Source organism: Lentibacter sp. (genome assembly GCF_965658795.1).
In the GTDB taxonomy this organism is placed as follows: Bacteria; Pseudomonadota; Alphaproteobacteria; order Rhodobacterales; family Rhodobacteraceae; genus Lentibacter.
In genome coordinates this window covers 1-17,125 of record NZ_CBFHTG010000013.1, presented here as the reverse complement: position 1 = coordinate 17,125, position 17,125 = coordinate 1, and the positions used below count along the sequence as shown (strand labels likewise).

The window sequence follows — 17,125 nt, the reverse complement described above, 5'->3', positions numbered from 1 at the left end:
TTGATGACCAAAGAATTGCACGACCACATCACCGTCAGCGGTGCGCCTGAAGGCTTTGATGCAAAGCTCTTGCTGGCAGAGGCCGAAAAGGCAGGGGCGGTGCTGCATATTGCGCGCGATGACAAGCGCCTTGAGGCGATGCGCGCGGCGATGGGCTTTTTTGCGCCCTCAATGCCTGTCTTTGCGTTCCCGAGCTGGGATTGTCTGCCGTTTGACCGTGTCTCGCCCAACCCTGATATTTCGGCGGCACGGATGGCCACGCTGGCAAGCCTTGTACATGCGATGCCCAAGCCTTTTGTGCTGCTCACCACGCTGAGTGCGGCGATGCAGTATGTGCCGGCGCGCGATGTGCTGCGCGAAGCGGCCTTCAAGGCCAAGGTTGGCGAGCGTGTCAACGAGGAGGCCTTGCGCAACTTTCTGGTGCGCATGGGCTTTTCGCAAAGCCCCACGGTGACAGAGCCCGGAGACTACGCCATTCGCGGGGGGATCATTGATATCTTCCCTCCGGGCGATGGCGGGCCTGTGCGGCTTGATTTCTTTGGCGATGTGCTCGACGGGGTGCGCCGCTTTGATGCCGCCACGCAGCGCACGATCGAGACACTGAATGCCGTGGAGCTGGCGCCAGTTTCCGAGGTGCTGCTGGATGATGCCGCGATCTTGCGCTTTCGCCAGAACTACCGCATCGAGTTTGGCGCGGCCGGCACGGATGATCCGCTGTATGAGGCGGTCTCGGCGGGGCGCAAGCACGCGGGTATGGAGCATTGGCTGCCGTTTTTCCACGCGCGGCTTGAAACGCTGTTTGACTATCTGCCAGCCAAAGCCAGCGTAAGCCTTGATGAGGGGCTGACAGCCAAGCGCGAAGCCCGCTGGGAGAGCATTGCCGACCAATACGAGACCCGCAAACTGGCCTTGGCCGCGCGCGGGCGGATGGACACGGTCTATAAACCCGTGCCAGCCGAACAGCTCTACCTCACCGAGGCTGCATGGGAGCAGGCGACAGGCGCGTTTCGGGCGCTCAAGCTTCTCACGCTGCCCCAGCCCACGGGCGCGGGGGTGATTGATGCAGGCGGGCGGATCGGGCGGAACTTTGCGCCCGAGCGCCAAGCAGGCAGCACCAATCTCTTTGGTGTGTTGAAAGACCACATCACCGCCAAGATGGCGGATAAGCCCGTGCTTCTGGCCTCCTATTCCGAGGGCGCGCGCGAGCGGATTGAAGGCCTGCTTGAGGATGAGGGCCTTGCAGGCGCTGTGACCGTGAAAGACGCCACCCGCATTGGCAAGCGCGGGCTGCACCTTGCTGTCTGGCCGCTGGAAGAGGGCTTTGAAGCGCCTGACCTCACGGTCATTGCCGAGCAGGACATTCTGGGCGACAGGCTTATCCGCGCGCCACGGCGCAAGCGGCGGGCCGATAACTTCCTCACCGAGGCACAGAGCCTCTCTGAGGGGGATCTTATTGTCCACGTTGATCACGGTGTGGGCCGCTATCACGGGCTTGAAGTGGTCACAGCTTTGGGCGCGGCTCACGAGTGCCTCAAGCTGGAATATGCCGAAAAGACAACGCTCTACCTGCCTGTTGAAAACATCGAGCTGCTCAGCCGCTATGGCCATGAAGAGGGCTTGCTTGACCGCCTCGGGGGCGGTGCCTGGCAGTCAAAGAAAGCGCGCCTCAAAGAGCGTATCCGCGAGATGGCCGACAAGCTCATCCGCGTGGCCGCAGAGCGCGCATTGCGCCGTGCGCCCATCATGGAGCCGATGCCCCACGCCTGGGAAGAGTTTGCAGCGCGGTTCCCGTATCAGGAAACCGATGACCAGCTTGGCGCTATCGAGGATGTGCTGACAGACCTTGGCTCTGGCCAGCCGATGGACAGGCTTGTCTGTGGTGATGTGGGCTTTGGCAAAACCGAAGTTGCCATGCGCGCGGCCTTTATTGCGGCGATGCAGGGCGCTCAGGTGGCGGTGATCGCGCCCACAACGCTTCTGGCGCGCCAACATTACAAAAGCTTTTCCGAGCGCTTTCGCGGCTTTCCGTTGCAGGTGCGTCCGCTCAGCCGCTTTGTCAGCACCAAAGATGCAAACCTCACGCGGGAGGGTATGAAAGACGGCACCGTTGATATCGTGATCGGCACCCATGCGCTTTTGGCCAAGGGCACGCGCTTTCGCGACTTGGGGCTTTTGATCATTGATGAAGAGCAGCACTTTGGCGTGGGCCACAAAGAGCGTCTGAAAGAGCTGCGCTCTGATGTGCATGTGCTGACGCTCACGGCCACGCCGATTCCGCGGACCTTGCAGCTTAGCCTGTCGGGCGTGCGCGATCTGTCGATCATCGGCACGCCGCCTGTCGACCGTCTGGCCATTCGCACCTATGTGAGCGAATTTGACGGGGTGACGATCCGCGAGGCTTTGCTGCGTGAGCATTACCGCGGGGGGCAGTCGTTTTATGTGGTGCCGCGCATCACCGATCTGGGCGAGATCGAGGATTTCCTCAAAACCCATGTGCCTGAAGTGTCTTATGTGGTGGCGCATGGCCAGATGGCGGCTGGCGAGCTTGATGACCGTATGAACGCCTTTTATGACGGTAAATACGATGTGCTTCTGGCCACAACCATTGTGGAGAGCGGGCTTGATATCCCGACGGCCAACACGATGGTTATTCACCGCGCCGATATGTTCGGCCTTGCGCAGCTCTACCAGATCAGAGGGCGCGTGGGCCGCTCCAAGACGCGGGCCTATGCCTATCTTACTACCAAGCCGCGCAAGCCTTTGACGGCCACAGCCGAAAAGCGCCTGCGCGTGTTGGGCAGCCTTGATACGCTGGGGGCGGGCTTCACTTTGGCCAGTCAGGATCTGGACATTCGCGGCGCGGGCAACCTCTTGGGGGAAGAGCAGTCTGGCCAGATGCGCGATGTGGGCTATGAGCTTTACCAGTCTATGCTGGAAGAGGCGATTGCCAAGATCCGCGCGGGCGAATCCGAAGGGATTGTGGAGGCGGGCGACTGGTCACCGCAGATCAACCTCGGGGTGCCTGTGCTTATTCCTGAAGTCTACGTGCCTGACCTTGATGTGCGCCTTGGGTTGTACCGCCGCCTGAGTGGCCTGGAGGGCAAGGTGGAGCTTGAGGGCTTTGCCGCCGAGCTGATTGACCGCTTTGGCAGCCTGCCGCGTGAAGTGAACACGCTGCTCTTGGTCATGCGCATCAAAGCGATGTGCAAAAAGGCCGGTATCGCCAAGCTCGATGGCGGCCCGAGGGGGGCAACGATCCAGTTCCACAACGACAAATTCGCCTCGCCTGCGGGGCTTGTGGAGTTCATCCGCGACCAGAAGGGGCTGGCCAAGGTCAAAGACAACAAGATCGTGGTGCGCCGTGACTGGAAGACAGATGGCGACAAGATCAAAGGCGCTTTTGCCATTGCCCGCGATCTGGCGCAAAAGGTGGCCGATGAGAAAAAGGCCCGAAAGGCGGCGAAGACCAATGCTTGAAGACGGCTATCACGCAGTGCCAGCGGGGCACACGGCCTCTGTCGTGACCTATCTGGAGATGCGCGCGCGCCCCGCGCTGCGCCCGGCCCCCGAAACGGGGCTGGTGCTTGAGCGCGTGACATCGCCTGATCTTGCCCGCTACCGCGCGCTGTTTCGCGCTGTCGGTCAGGACTATCTCTGGTTTGGTCGGCTCACACAGAGCGATGCAGAGCTAGGCGCGATTCTGAATGATGCGAGCGTTGAGCTTTATGTCGCCAAGGCAGGGGGGGAAGACGCAGGGCTTCTGGAGCTTGATTTTCGCACCGAAGGAGAGTGTGAGCTGGCCTATTTCGGCCTGACAGCGGCCCATGTCGGGGGCGGCGCGGGCCGTTGGCTGATGAACGAAGCGATCCGCCGCGCTTGGGCGCAGCCAATTGACCGCGTCTTTGTGCACACCTGCACGCTGGATCACCCCAAAGCGCTGGCCTTTTACATCCGCTCAGGCTTCACGCCCTATAAGCGCGCCATCGAAATCGCGCCCGACCCGCGCCAGACGGGCCTCTTGCCCCAAACCGCGGCCCCGCAAACACCCGGGGTTTGATCTTTCTTTTTGCTGAAAATATCCTAGGGGGGAAGGGTCATAAGCCATCAGGCTTATGACTCGGGGGGACTAGTCCCCCAACGGATCGTATTGCACGCAGTGCAATACGATCTCTCTATCTCTTCCCGCGCGCCTCAAACCATGCAGAGGCGCGGGGCTGCAACCAGTCCCAGAGCCAGGGCGCGCCCCGTTTGATCTTGGTCCCAACGCGCGCCTCGAACAGGTCATAGCGCGTGTCATATTCCGCCCATGAGCCGCCATCTGACGCGAGGTTCTGGTTGGGGGGCTGAAAGCGGTCAAGCGATTTGGCAAAGCGCGCATCGGCTGTTTCGGCGGCTTCAAATTCGTCCCAGATCGCGCGGAACTCTTGCGCCTGATCCGGCGGCAAAAGGCCAAAGATGCGTGTTGCGGCGGCGTCTTCCTTGGCGGCCATTTCGGCGGCGTCATGATCGCCAAAAATAGGCGCATCGCCTGCGTCGATCTCAACGAGATCATGCAGGAGCAACATACGGATCACACGGTCGATGTGCACCTCTGCGGGCGCGTCGGCCCCGAGGACAAGCGCAAAGAGCGCGATATGCCATGAGTGTTCGCCCGAGTTTTCGTAGCGCGCGCCATCTGCAATTTTGGTGGCGCGCAGAATTTGCTTGAGCTTGTCGGCCTCCATGAGGAAGGCCATCTGCGCATCAAGCCGCTCTGTGCTCATGTCTCTTTGGACTTGGCTTCAGCGGCTTTTGCCAGCTCGGCAACCTTGCCGCGCAGGAAGGCGCGCGCGGCTTTGCCAGCCATGCGCACGCGCACCTCTGTGAGGTAGGCTTCTTCCAGCGTTTGCGAGGCTGCGCCCAAAACATCGGCCACTTCAAAGTGCAGGCGGTCATCGCCTGACTTTTCCATGATTTTGACAGTGTCATCAGCCAGCTGGGCTGCGATGTCGTTGAGCGTGCTCATCAGCGTGAGTTCTCCGTCAGGCGGCGCTTCACATAGCCTTGAACGCTGTCGACCATCGTGTCCATGTGATCGTTTTCAAAGAAGTGGCCCGCGCCATCAACTTCTTCATGGGTTACGGTGATGCCTTTTTGCTCATGCAGTTTGCCCACAAGGGTGCGCGTGTCTGCAGGCGGGGCAACACGGTCGGAGGTGCCGTTGATCACAAGGCCCGAGGCCGGGCAGGGCGCAAGGAACGAAAAATCATACATGTTGGCGGGCGGGCTGACCGAGATAAACCCGGTGATCTCGGGGCGACGCATCAAAAGCTGCATCCCGATCCACGCGCCAAAGGAGAAACCTGCAACCCAGCAATGTTTGGAGTTGTTGTTCATGGACTGGAGATAGTCGAGGGCCGAGGCCGCATCGGACAATTCACCCACGCCTTGGTCATACTCGCCTTGTGAGCGGCCCACGCCACGGAAGTTAAAGCGCAGCACGGTGAAGCCCATGTTGTAGAAGGCATAATGCAGGTTGTAGACAACCTTGTTGTTCATTGTGCCGCCAAACTGCGGGTGGGGGTGCAACACGATGGCGATGGGAGCATCGCGCTCTGGCTGGGGGTGGTAGCGGCCTTCAAGTCGGCCCTCTGGGCCAGGAAAGATTACCTCGGGCATATAGTGACTTCTCTTCCTTGAAAATGCGCGCGGCTAATCTTGACGAAATCCGTCGAGCATATTAGAACTATTCTAAATCTAGGCTGTAAGCCCAGCGTTCATAGCGAGATAGTCTGTGACGGGGCCAAGGTCAACAAGTCGCTTGGAAACAAAGGTTGTAGAGGTGTCATTGTGAAGCTCAGCACAAAGGGCAGATATGCCATGGTCGCATTGGCCGATATCGCGCTGCAGGGCGATGGCGCTTTGGTGACCCTCGGTGACATTTCAAAGCGGCAGGATATTTCCTTGCCCTATCTCGAGCAGCTTTTCGTCAAGCTGCGCCGCGCGGAGCTTGTGGCCTCGGTGCGTGGCCCCGGCGGCGGTTATAAGCTGGCGCGCCAGCCTGTCGATATTCGTGTGGTTGATGTGCTCGCAGCCGTTGATGAAACGGTTGATGCCTTGCAAAAGGGCGCGGGCGCCAGCGGCGCGGCCTCTGGCAGCCGTGCGCAATCGGTGACCAACCGTTTGTGGGAGGGTCTCTCGGCGCATGTCTATGTCTATTTGCACGCAGCGCGCCTGTCGGATGTGATCAAGAACGAGCTTGCGCCCTGTCCGGCTGTGCCGTCACTGTTTGCTGTGGTGGATGACGCGTGAGCCGGGTCTATCTGGATCATAACGCGACCACGCCGCTGCGCCCCGAGGCGCGGGCGGCTATGGCCGAGGCAGAAGATATTGTTGGTAACCCGTCTTCTGTGCATGCAGAGGGGCGGCGCGCCAAGGCCTTCCTTGAAAGCTGCCGCGCACGGCTGGGTGACGCGCTCGGGGCCACGGGTGGCGTTTCGGGGGCCGAAATTGTCTTTACCGGATCGGCGACCGAAGCCGCAGCCATGGCGCTCGCAGGGCGCGGCATTGTCTGCTCCGGTGTGGAGCATGACGCGGTTGCGGCTTGGTGTGAGCCGGGCTTGGCCACAGATGGCGCGGGCCGTGTGACGGTGACGGATGCAGGCTTTGCCACCTTGCAGCTGGCCAACTCGGAAACGGGCGTGATGCAAGATTTGCCCGAGGGGCTGTGGATGAGTGATTTCACGCAGGCGTTTGGCAAGGTTGCGGTGAACTTCCTCTCCTCGGGGCCTTTGATGGCGATTGTCTCGGCGCATAAGCTGGGTGGCCCCAAGGGCATCGGCGCGTTGGTGATGCGCCGCGGGATCGACCTTGACCCCGTGTTGAAAGGCGGAGGCCAGGAGATGGGCCGCCGCGCGGGCACCGAAAACCTGATCGGGATTGCGGGCTTTGCCGCGGCTGCCGAGGCGGCTGTGGCGGATGTGGCGTCGGGCCGCTGGGAAGAGGTTGAAGAAACACGCGATTTGCTGGAAGCGGCCCTTGTGGGTGGCGATAAACCACCTATTTTGGTCGGGAAAGGCGCGCGGCGGTTGCCGAACACCACTTGTCTGCTCAGCGAGGGCTGGAAGGGCGAGACGCAGGTGATGCAGATGGATCTTGCAAAATTTGCGATTTCGGCGGGCTCGGCCTGCTCCAGTGGCAAGGTGAAGACAAGCCCCGTGCTGCGCGCGATGGGCTATTCTGAGGCTCAGGCCGGATGCGGGATCCGCATCAGCCTCGGGCTTGAAACGAAACGGGACGATGTCTTGCGCTTTGCCGATGCATGGGCTGCGCAGGCCAGAAAACAACAGAACAAAGCGGCCTGAGGGCCGCGTGACGCGAACAGGATGAAAAGGATTGAGCCATGAGTGACGTGATTGTCAAAGACGGTGTTGAGGAAGAAACAGTCGAGGCTGTGCGCTCGCTTGGCGAAAAGTACAAATACGGTTGGGAAACCGAGATCGAGATGGAATATGCCCCTCTTGGTCTGGATGAAGACATTGTGCGGCTCATTTCCGAGAAGAACGAAGAGCCCCAGTGGATGACCGACTGGCGCCTTGACGCCTATGCGCGCTGGAAAGAGCAGAAAGAGCCTGACTGGGCGATGGTGGATTACCCCGAGATCGACTTTCAGGACCAGTATTACTATGCGCGCCCAAAGAGCATGGAAGTAAAGCCCAAGTCTCTGGACGAGGTCGACCCCAAGCTTCTGGCCACCTATGAGAAGCTCGGTATTCCGCTCAAGGAACAGCTGATCCTTGCGGGTGTTGAAGGGGCTGAAGAGCTGACGGATGCGCCGCGCAAAGTGGCTGTGGACGCGGTGTTTGACAGTGTTTCGGTCGGCACGACCTTCCAGAAAGAGCTGATGGAGGCGGGCGTTATCTTCTGCTCGATCTCCGAAGCCATTCGCGACCATCCAGAGCTTGTGAAGAAATACCTCGGCTCGGTTGTGCCTGTGACAGACAACTACTACGCGACGCTGAACTCGGCGGTCTTCTCGGACGGCTCGTTTGTCTATGTGCCCCCCGGTGTGCGCTGCCCCATGGAGCTGAGCACTTACTTCCGTATCAATGCCGAAAACACGGGCCAGTTTGAGCGTACGCTGATCATTGCCGATAAGGGCAGTTATGTGAGCTATCTTGAGGGCTGTACGGCCCCGCAACGCGATGTGGCCCAGCTGCACGCGGCGGTTGTCGAGATCATCATCGAGGAAGATGCGGAAGTTAAATATTCCACCGTGCAAAACTGGTATCCGGGCGATGAAAACGGCAAGGGCGGTATCTACAACTTTGTGACCAAGCGGGCCGATTGCCGCGGGGCGCGCTCAAAAGTGATGTGGACGCAGGTGGAGACAGGCTCGGCTGTGACTTGGAAGTACCCGAGCTGCATCCTGCGCGGAGATGATTCACAAGGTGAGTTCTACTCTATCGCCATCACCAACAACCACCAGCAGGCCGACACGGGCACAAAGATGATCCATCTTGGGAAGAACACCAAGTCGCGGATCGTGTCCAAAGGCATCAGCGCGGGTGTGGCGCAAAACACCTACCGTGGCCTTGTGAGCATGCACCCCAAGGCGAAGAACTCGCGCAACTACACACAGTGCGACAGCCTGCTGATCGGCGACAAATGCGGGGCGCATACCGTGCCGTATATCGAGGTGAAGAACAACTCGAGCCGTGTGGAACATGAGGCGACAACCTCCAAGGTGGATGATGAACAAATGTTCTACTGCCGCCAGCGCGGGATTGGCGAGGAAGAGGCGGTTGCGCTGATCGTCAACGGCTTTGCCAAGGAAGTGCTGCAAGCGCTGCCGATGGAGTTTGCCATGGAAGCACAGCAGCTTGTGGCGATTTCGCTGGAAGGCTCTGTGGGCTAATGCATCTTTGCTGCCCCATATCTCAGGCCCAAGCGGGTGAGGCTCTGCGCAAAAATGCGCGGGTCTTGCCGCAATTGTGCCCGACTGGCTTGTTAACCTTTGTGGCAAGCACAGATATGAGGTGGTCAGATGTTGAACAGAAATCTCGACGCATTCGATGCGCGCATCAAGCGGATCGCGATGGTGGAGGGCGCACCGCGCCAACTGATCGCCGGCGAGGGCGAGGTGCACGAAACGCGCATTTCGGCCAGCCAGATCAAACGCGCAACCAAATCCAAGGACAACGGAACCCTGATTTTGGCGCTGCCAAAGTGGGCCATGGCGTTTCTTTTGGGCGCGGCTGCGATGCTGGCGGGGCGTTTGGCGGGCTTTCACGTGTTGGGGCAGTTCATGAGCAGCGCGGATATGACCATGCTGATCATGCGCCACGCGGGCGAGCTGGCGATCGGGATTGTGGCGCTGGTTTCGGCGGCAACCTTTCTGGGCTTTCGCGGCGGTGTGGCCAAGCTGGCCATGCTCGCGGGCTTCGCGCTGATGCTTCTGGGCGAGGGCGACGTGGCGGGGCAGGCGCCTGCACTATGGGAAACGATGTTTTCACCAGAGTACGCGGCACAACAGCTCAGCCCCGGATCTGGGCTGGACAGCAGCTTGCGCACGATTGCCAGCGTGCTGCAAAACAGCCTCTAAACCTGACAGACCACGCTTTCGTGGCTGCGCCTCGCCCGTTTGGGCGGGGTCTTTGGCGTTTTGATATGAATTTTGGGGTCTAGAGTTATGGATTTTATCGAAAAAAACAAACGCGTGCTGGTGCCTGTTGTGGCGGGTGTCGTGATCGGTGCGGTGCTGGACTGGGCTGATGTGCCTGTCTGGCTGATTGGTGGCGTGATCGCGGCTGTGGTCGTGCTTGGCGCGGACAAGCTGATGGCGCTGTATGACGAGCAGATCGCCCCCAAGATCAACAAGCGCAGCGGGGGCTATTGAGCATGGCTGATGCGCCACTCAAACTCTACTGGTGGGATGCCAAGCCGAACTTTGGCGACGAGCTGAGCCGTGTTGTCACGGGCTTTGCCTCGGGCCGTGAGGTGGTACATGCGCCGCCGCGCAAGGCCGAGATCTTCTCTGTTGGCTCTGTTTTGCAGTTTGCCAAGCGCGCGTGGGGCAAGGAGGGCCGCCCTGCACACCGCCCGGCGATCTGGGGCACGGGGATGATGACCGCGCTCAAGACCGACTTTGTCGCGTATATGGACATCCATATGCTGCGCGGGCCGATCACGGCCTCGCTTTTGGGTGTCAAGACCGAGAGCTACGGCGACCCCGGGCTTTTGACCGCCGAGGCGCTAGGGCCACGGCCTGACCGCCACGACCAGATCGGGCTGGTGCTGCATCACAGCCAGCTTGGGGATGCGCGCATTGCGGCGCTGCTCAAAGACGAGCCGCGTGTGACATACATCGATGTGCAAGGCAGTGCCGAAGAGGTCTGCCGCGCCATCGGGGCTTGTGCGCATGTGATTTCGTCCAGTTTGCACGGGCTGATTGTGGCGGACAGCTACGGCATCCCCAATACGTGGCTCGACCCGATGGCCCACGCACGGCTGAAATACTACGACTATGCCGCCGGGGTTGGCCGCGTTTTGCCGCTGCCCTTGGCACATGAGAATATTGCGGCGGCTTTGCCCAAGCTCGCAACGGGAGAGCTTCCCTATGCGAGCGGGCTGGCTGCGGCAAAAGACCGATTAATTCAAAATTTTCCATCCCATCTCAGGGCTGGAGCGTAAGAACATAAAGAAAGGCGCGAACATGTTGGAAATCAAAGACCTGCGGGTTAAACTTGAAGAAGAAGACAAGCAGATCCTCAAGGGTGTGAACCTGTCGGTTGAGGCGGGCAAAGTGCACGCGATCATGGGGCCGAACGGCTCTGGCAAATCAACGCTGTCTTATGTGCTTTCGGGCAAAGAGGGCTATGAGGTGACAGGTGGCAGCGCCACGCTTGATGGCGACGATCTGCTGGATCTCGACCCAGAAGAGCGCGCAGCCTTGGGCCTGTTCCTTGCTTTCCAATATCCTGTCGAAATCCCCGGTGTGGGCAACATGACCTTCTTGCGCACCGCTGTGAACGCTCAGCGCAAGGCGCGCGGCGAAGACGAGATGAGCTCTACCGAGTTCCTCAAAGTGATCCGCGCCAAGGCCAAAGAGCTCAAGATTGATGCGGATATGCTCAAGCGCCCTGTTAATGTGGGCTTCTCGGGCGGTGAGAAAAAGCGCAACGAAATCTTGCAGATGGCGATGCTTGAGCCACGCATGTGTGTGCTTGACGAGACAGACTCGGGCCTTGACGTTGACGCGATGAAGCTTGTTGCCGATGGCGTGAACGCGCTGCGCACCGAAGGCCGTGGCTTTCTTGTGATCACCCACTACCAGCGCTTGCTGGACCACATCAAACCCGATGTTGTGCACATCATGGCCGATGGCCGTATTGTAAAAACAGGCGGTCCCGAGCTGGCGCTTGAAGTCGAAAACAACGGCTATGCAGACATTCTGGCCGAGGTGGCGTGATGAATGCAATTTTGAAATCAAAGCAGGAGGCCGCAGCCACGCGGCTTGATGCAGCTGTGTTGCCAGAGGCCGCTGGCTGGAGCCGTGCGGCGCGTGAAGACGCGCTGGCACGGGTGCGCAGCATGGGCTTGCCCTCGCGGCGCGACGAATACTGGAAGTATACGCGCCCCGACACGCTCACGCAGGCCGACGCGCCTGAAGCGGCTGTGTTTGTGCACGATGAAACGCCCGTGTTTGACGGCTTTGACCGCCTCAAGATCGTCTTTGTGGACGGTGTATTTGACGCTGACGCCTCTGATGCGCTGGCGCTTGAGGGGATCGAGATCGCCCGTCTGGCGGATATGGCCGATATTTCGTGGGCGAGCGCGCTTTACGGCACGCTGGAAACCCGTGGCCAAACGCCTGTTGAGCGCCCGCTTGCGGCCCTGAACACGGCGCTGGCCAGTGATGGTGTGCTTATTCGTGTGACGAAAACGCCAAGCAAGCCTGTGAGCCTGATCTATCGCCACGAGAGCACCACATCAGATGCGGTCCTGCATCATGTTGTTCAGGTTGAAGCGGGTGCATCGCTGACCATTCTGGAGAATGGTCCGGCGGCAGCGCGGTTTAACAAATGCCTTGAAGCGCGTGTCGCCGATGGTGCCGAGCTGCACCATGTGCGCGCCCAAGGGCGCGACCATGAGCGCCGCGCGGTGACGCATATGTTTGTCGAGCTGGGGCGTGAAAGCGTCTTCAAAAGCTTCACACTCACGGTCAATGGCCGCCTGACGCGCAACGAGTGCATCATCGAGTTTACAGGTGATGACGCGGTTGCCCATGTGGCGGGTGCGGCGCTTGGCGATGGTGATTTTGTGCATGATGACACAGTTTTCATCACCCACGATGCCGTCAATTGCGAGAGCCGTCAGGTTTTCAAGAAAGTGCTGCGCAACGGGGCGACAGGCGTGTTTCAGGGCAAGATCCTTGTGAAAGCCGATGCTCAGAAGACCGATGGCTACCAGAAGTCGCAGTCGCTTTTGCTGGATGGTGACAGCCAGTTCCTCGCCAAGCCCGAGCTTGAGATCTATGCCGATGATGTGGCCTGTTCGCACGGCTCCACCACAGGCGCGATTGATGAGGATGCGTTGTTTTACCTGCGGGCGCGTGGCGTGCCAGAAAACATTGCGACAGACCTTATGACGCTCGCGTTTTTGGCGGAATCTGTTGAAGAGGTCGAAGACGAAGACCTGGCAGCTGAAATCACAGGGCGGCTTGAAGGCTGGCTTGTGCGCCACAGCGGCGGCTAAGGCCATGTCGGTTGTGATGGATATCGTGGCGACCTACCGTGGGCCTGCGCGCGTTTTGCGCAGGTTCGCGGCAGCGGGCCAACGCGAAGATCGTGCGATAGCCATTCTTATGGCGGGCTGTGCTGTTGTGTTTATCAGCACATGGCCCGCGGCCTCGCGAGAGGCGTATCTGACGGGGCAGGACGTGAGCATGCTCATGGGTGGGGCGCTGTTTGCCTGGCTTTTTATCATGCCGCTCGTGCTCTATGCGCTGGCGATGCTTGTCTACGGCGGGTTCCGCCTTGCAGGCTCAAAAGCCAAGCCTTGGGTCTTTCGGATTGCGCTGTTCTGGGCGCTTTTGGCGGCGTCGCCTTTGATGCTGCTCAACGGGCTTGTGAAAGGCTTTGTGGGCGAAGGCACGGGGCAGCTTGTTGTCGGCGCGCTTTGGCTGGTCATCTTCCTTTGGTTCTGGTTTAGCGGCAGTGTTGCCGCTGCAAAAGAAAGTGCCACTCATGGACATTAAAGCGCTCGTGCGCACCACGATGATGCAGCCAGCCGCGGCGGCTGCAGAGCTGCTGGCTCTGAACCTGAAGCGCGATGTGCTCTGGCTGGGCCTGCTTTTGGCCGCTGTGCTCAACGCGCTGTTGTTTTCGCTCGGCTTTCAGGCCGCGCCGCCCACACCCGTGGAGGGCATGAGCCCTGACGATGTTGCGCAGATGGAATTTCTGATCAGCTATCTTGGCAGCCCCTTGCGCGTGGCAATGACGGTGGGCCTTGCGCTTGTCATGTCTGTCTTTGCCTTTCACACAGGCGGGCGGATGCTGGGCGGGCAGGGCAGCTTGAGCGATGTGCTGGCCGTGGTCACGTGGTGGCAGTTTGTCGGCCTCGGGATGAGCGTTGTCATTATGGCAATCGGGCTGGTGTCGCTTGGCCTTGCGCAGCTCTTGTCGCTTTTGGGCAATGTCTGGCTTTTGTTTGCGCTCATCGGGCTTTTGACCGGTGCGCACCGTTTTGAAACCATGTTCAGAGGCATCGGCACTGTGGCTGTATCGCTCTTGCTCATGGCCGTTGGCCTGCTTTTTGTTCTCACTCTTATCGGGCTTTTTATGCCCGTCTGATCCGCTTGGGAGACACCGAATGTATGACGTGAAGAAGATCCGTGACGACTTTCCGATCCTGAAACGTCAGGTCAACGGCAAGCCGCTGACCTATCTGGACAATGGTGCGTCGGCCCAGAAGCCGCAGATTGTGATTGATGCGATGACCCGCGGCTATGCGGAAGAATACGCCAATGTGCACCGTGGGTTGCACTACCTCAGCAATATCTCGACCGAGCGCTACGAAGCGGTGCGCGGGATCATTGCGCGGTTCCTTGGCGCGGCGTCGGAAGACGAGATTATCCTCAACTCGGGCACGACCGAGGGCATCAACATGGTGTCCTATGCCTGGGCTGCGCCACGGATGGAGGCGGGCGACGAGATTGTTCTTTCTGTTATGGAGCATCACGCCAATATCGTGCCTTGGCACTTTTTGCGCGAGCGCCAAGGTGTTGCGCTCAAGTGGGTCGATGTAGACGCCACGGGCGCGCTGGATGCCGATAAGGTTATTGCGGCGATTGGCCCGAAGACCAAGCTTGTTGCGATCACCCAGTTGTCTAACGTCTTGGGCACCCATGTGGACGTGAAGCGCATCTGTGAGGCCGCGCGCGCCAAAGGCGTGGCTGTTCTTGTCGATGGCTCACAAGGCGCTGTGCATGCGCCTGTGAACGTGGCCGAGATGGGCTGTGATTTCTACGCTGTGACAGGCCACAAGCTGTACGGGCCATCAGGCTCTGGCGCGATTTATGTGCGCCGCGAGCGGCTGGACGAGATGCGCCCGTTTTTGGGCGGGGGCGATATGATCCGTGACGTCACCAAAGACGCGGTGGTCTATAACGCGGCCCCGATGAAGTTTGAGGCGGGCACACCTGGGATCGTGCAGACCATTGGCTTTGGTGTGGCGCTGGAATACCTCATGGATCTGGGCATGGAGAATGTGGCGGCGCATGAGGCTGATCTGGCCGCCTACACCAGTGAGCGCCTGAAAGGGCTGAACTGGCTGGGCCTGCAAGGCACAACGCCAGACAAGGCCGCGATCTTCAGCTTCACCATGGAAGGGACTGCCCATGCGCATGATATTTCCACGATCCTTGATAAAAAGGGCGTGGCGGTGCGCGCAGGGCAGCATTGTGCGCAACCGCTCATGGAGCATATGGGGCTGACGGCCACCTGCCGTGCGAGCTTCGGGCTCTATAACACGCGTGAAGAGGTAGATGTGTTGGTCGATGCGCTCGAGCTGGCGCACAACCTGCTTGGCTGATCAATCGGGGCGCAGGCCCATGAGCCTGTCGATGGGGGCATAGTCATCCGTCAGGATGAGTGTGTCACGCCCCATGATCCCCGCCACCATCGCATCTGACAGCGCGCCATAGCGGGCCGGGTCGGGAGAGCGGGTGACGAAGCTGGCTTGCTCTGTCTTGGCTGTGCCTGCGGCAATGATAAAGACCATGCGTTCGCCGGGCACAGGCGCGCGCTGCTCCACCCAGACTTCGAGCACGGGGAAGACCTTTTGCAAGGTGCGCAGCATCGCGCCGAGCGTCTGCAGGTTGTCTTCATAATCCACCACATTCATCAGATAGCTGCCGTCTGGAGTGAGGCGGGCTTGAACCAGCTCGAAGAACTCTTGCGTGATCAGGTGCTGTGGCACGGCGATATCGGTGAAGGCATCCCCGATGATGATATCATAGCGGGTGGTGTCTTGGCTGAGCACAACGCGGGCATCGCGGTGCAGAACCGTGGCGCTTGCGGGGTCAAACCAGAAGTCACGCGCCGCGACTTTTGTGACGGCCGGATCCATCTCGGCAACAGTTATAGGGCCGTGGCCCTCGCGTGCGGCCAGCGCGCGGGGCAGGGAGAAGCTGCCCCCGCCGATGAAGAAGCTGGAAAACGCGGGCGCGGGTGCACGCAAAACTGCGAGCTGGTCAAGCATGGCGGCGTGATCGGTGTACATAAGCGTTGCATCATTGGCGGCACTCGTGCCGTGGACAAGATGATCCAGCACCATCATGCGCACAGGCTCTGAGGGGCTTTCGGAGATATCTATGGTGCGGATGCAGAAGTAATCAGACTCGGTGTCACAGGGGCTTGGCGCGGCCAGCGCATAGCCTGCAAGCGCAAGCGAGAGGACACTGGCCAGCAGGGCTGTGCGCGGCAAACGGCCCGCCAGCCAGAACGACAACAGCGCTGTCGCAACATAGATCACCGCGACAAGCGCCAATGTGAGTGTCGAGCCAAGATAGGAAATAAAGACAAAGCCCGCGAGCAACGTGCCGGCAATGGCGCCGATGGCGCCAGCGGCAAAGAGCGCGCCCAGTGCGCGGCCCGAATCCGGCGCGGTGTTGGCCCCGATCTGGGCGAGAACAGGAGCGGGCACCCCCGCAAAGAGCGAGGGCAGAAAAAACGCGCCCGTGCAAAGCGCGATGATGGCCCAGAGCGGGTGGCTGACCACGCTCATGACAGGGCCAGCGATGGCTTGTAGCACCACAACAGCCACGCCTGTGCTCAAAGCTGCTGCCACAAGCACCCAGCCTGTCTGGCGCAGCGCGGTCTCTTGCGGCTTGCCTGCCATGAGGCCGCCCCACCAATGGCCGACGGAAAAGCCCGCAAGAACCACCGCGATCACCGCGGTCCAGGTGTAAAGAGACATGCCCACATAGGGGGCTAACATGCGACCTGCCACGATTTCGACCACCAGCGAGGCGGCTGAAACGACAGTCTGCAACAAGACGAGGAGCCAAAGCGGCGGGATACGTGTTTTCATGTCCGCTATTTTTGACAAGCGGGCTGTATTGTCCAGCAATATTCGCGATTGCGGGGCGGCGCAGGGGCCGTTATAGAACGCGCAACGCACCCGTAGCTCAGCTGGATAGAGCGCTGCCCTCCGAAGGCAGAGGCCAGAGGTTCGAATCCTCTCGGGTGCGCCATAAATCCCTACTGTTTCATTTTATAGATTAATGGAAAATGCTTTCGCATTTCTGCGTTCATCAAGGCGTATTCGGGCCGGTTCTTTAGGGTTTTTGATGTCTTTTGAACGGTAGAAAAAGCTTCAGATTAAAAGTTAACCCTTCAGGGGTGATGAGACGCATCCATGCCGTTGATAACGGTCATAATAATGAGCCAGACACTTTTGATACAATTTTGAAATGGCCATGGACCTTGGCAGGTCAATGCCAGGCTGAAGGCTCATGTGTGACTTTACTATGCACCAGAACAGTGATCTCAGCGAGGCCAATACGAAGCTGGCTTTAGAAGCGCTGTCACATAATTCAATTCCACATTCGATAGAAGATAGGACTGACGACCATGCAAAAATT

Annotated in this window: 17 protein-coding genes and 1 tRNA gene; 14 read left to right on the top strand and 4 right to left on the bottom strand. The window is 59.7% G+C overall.

Going from position 1 to position 17,125, the window contains the following annotated elements; genetic code table 11:
- Positions 1-3 precede the first annotated feature (3 nt).
- Both mfd and ACTG3X_RS10215 read left to right on the top strand, forming a co-directional pair.
- The gene (gene mfd, locus ACTG3X_RS10220) at positions 4-3,477 is read left to right on the top strand and encodes a transcription-repair coupling factor (protein ID WP_439111166.1); all 3,474 of its coding nucleotides are present in this window, start codon (positions 4-6) and stop codon (positions 3,475-3,477) included.
- Positions 3,470-4,057: a GNAT family N-acetyltransferase gene (locus ACTG3X_RS10215; protein ID WP_439111165.1), complete on the top strand. Its 588-nt coding sequence runs from the start codon at positions 3,470-3,472 to the stop codon at positions 4,055-4,057. Before mfd ends, ACTG3X_RS10215 begins: the two co-directional genes overlap by 8 nt.
- 115 nt (positions 4,058-4,172) lie before the next feature.
- Here the strand turns inward: ACTG3X_RS10215 and ACTG3X_RS10210 are convergent, their stop codons facing one another.
- Genes ACTG3X_RS10210 through ACTG3X_RS10200 form a run of 3 tightly spaced genes read right to left on the bottom strand, consistent with a single transcriptional unit; the run spans position 4,173 to position 5,658 of the window.
- On the bottom strand, positions 4,173-4,763 hold the full coding sequence (locus tag ACTG3X_RS10210) for an HD domain-containing protein (RefSeq protein ID WP_439111164.1): 591 nt from the start codon (positions 4,761-4,763) through the stop codon (positions 4,173-4,175).
- Positions 4,760-5,005 carry a hypothetical protein gene (locus tag ACTG3X_RS10205; protein WP_439111163.1) on the bottom strand — a complete coding sequence of 82 codons (246 nt, stop codon included), beginning with the start codon at positions 5,003-5,005 and terminating at the stop codon, positions 4,760-4,762. The genes ACTG3X_RS10210 and ACTG3X_RS10205 overlap by 4 nt, the downstream gene beginning before the upstream one ends.
- Positions 5,005-5,658: an alpha/beta hydrolase gene (locus tag ACTG3X_RS10200; RefSeq protein ID WP_439111162.1), complete on the bottom strand. Its 654-nt coding sequence runs from the start codon at positions 5,656-5,658 to the stop codon at positions 5,005-5,007. Before ACTG3X_RS10200 ends, ACTG3X_RS10205 begins: the two co-directional genes overlap by 1 nt.
- A 171-nt stretch (positions 5,659-5,829) precedes the next feature.
- Here ACTG3X_RS10200 and ACTG3X_RS10195 point away from each other — a divergent pair, with 171 nt between their 5' ends.
- The 11 genes from ACTG3X_RS10195 to ACTG3X_RS10145 all read left to right on the top strand — a co-directional run bounded on the left by ACTG3X_RS10195 (position 5,830) and on the right by ACTG3X_RS10145 (position 15,072).
- Positions 5,830-6,291 (top strand): Rrf2 family transcriptional regulator, encoded by a 462-nt coding sequence (locus tag ACTG3X_RS10195; RefSeq protein ID WP_439111161.1) that lies wholly within the window; start codon positions 5,830-5,832, stop codon positions 6,289-6,291.
- On the top strand, positions 6,288-7,343 hold the full coding sequence (locus tag ACTG3X_RS10190; RefSeq protein ID WP_439111160.1) for a cysteine desulfurase family protein: 1,056 nt from the start codon (positions 6,288-6,290) through the stop codon (positions 7,341-7,343). Before ACTG3X_RS10195 ends, ACTG3X_RS10190 begins: the two co-directional genes overlap by 4 nt.
- Positions 7,344-7,381: 38 nt before the next feature.
- On the top strand, positions 7,382-8,896 hold the full coding sequence (gene sufB, locus ACTG3X_RS10185) for a Fe-S cluster assembly protein SufB (protein WP_439111159.1): 1,515 nt from the start codon (positions 7,382-7,384) through the stop codon (positions 8,894-8,896).
- Between the two features lie 129 nt (positions 8,897-9,025).
- Positions 9,026-9,583 (top strand): hypothetical protein, encoded by a 558-nt coding sequence (locus ACTG3X_RS10180; protein ID WP_439111158.1) that lies wholly within the window; start codon positions 9,026-9,028, stop codon positions 9,581-9,583.
- Positions 9,584-9,670: 87 nt separating this feature from the next.
- Positions 9,671-9,877, top strand: a complete 207-nt coding sequence (locus tag ACTG3X_RS10175) for a hypothetical protein (protein ID WP_439111157.1) — start codon at positions 9,671-9,673, stop codon at positions 9,875-9,877.
- 2 nt (positions 9,878-9,879) lie between these two features.
- A complete protein-coding gene (locus ACTG3X_RS10170; protein ID WP_439111156.1) occupies positions 9,880-10,671 on the top strand; it encodes a polysaccharide pyruvyl transferase family protein in 792 nt (263 codons plus the stop codon).
- 22 nt (positions 10,672-10,693) lie between these two features.
- Positions 10,694-11,449: a Fe-S cluster assembly ATPase SufC gene (gene sufC, locus ACTG3X_RS10165; RefSeq protein ID WP_439111155.1), complete on the top strand. Its 756-nt coding sequence runs from the start codon at positions 10,694-10,696 to the stop codon at positions 11,447-11,449.
- Entirely contained in the window at positions 11,449-12,735 is a 1,287-nt protein-coding gene (locus ACTG3X_RS10160; RefSeq protein ID WP_439111154.1) for a SufB/SufD family protein, read from the top strand. Before sufC ends, ACTG3X_RS10160 begins: the two co-directional genes overlap by 1 nt.
- Before the next feature lie 4 nt (positions 12,736-12,739).
- On the top strand, positions 12,740-13,237 hold the full coding sequence (locus ACTG3X_RS10155) for a YIP1 family protein (protein WP_439111153.1): 498 nt from the start codon (positions 12,740-12,742) through the stop codon (positions 13,235-13,237).
- Positions 13,227-13,832, top strand: coding sequence for a YIP1 family protein (locus tag ACTG3X_RS10150; RefSeq protein WP_439111152.1), 606 nt, complete (start codon positions 13,227-13,229; stop codon positions 13,830-13,832). Before ACTG3X_RS10155 ends, ACTG3X_RS10150 begins: the two co-directional genes overlap by 11 nt.
- Positions 13,833-13,851: 19 nt before the next feature.
- Positions 13,852-15,072, top strand: a complete 1,221-nt coding sequence (locus ACTG3X_RS10145) for a cysteine desulfurase (RefSeq protein WP_439111151.1) — start codon at positions 13,852-13,854, stop codon at positions 15,070-15,072.
- Here the strand turns inward: ACTG3X_RS10145 and ACTG3X_RS10140 are convergent, their stop codons facing one another.
- Entirely contained in the window at positions 15,073-16,572 is a 1,500-nt protein-coding gene (locus ACTG3X_RS10140) for a fused MFS/spermidine synthase (RefSeq protein ID WP_439111150.1), read from the bottom strand.
- 86 nt (positions 16,573-16,658) lie between these two features.
- Between ACTG3X_RS10140 and ACTG3X_RS10135 the strand changes: the two genes are divergently transcribed.
- Positions 16,659-16,735 (top strand) — tRNA-Arg (locus tag ACTG3X_RS10135).
- Positions 16,736-17,125: the final 390 nt, after the last annotated feature.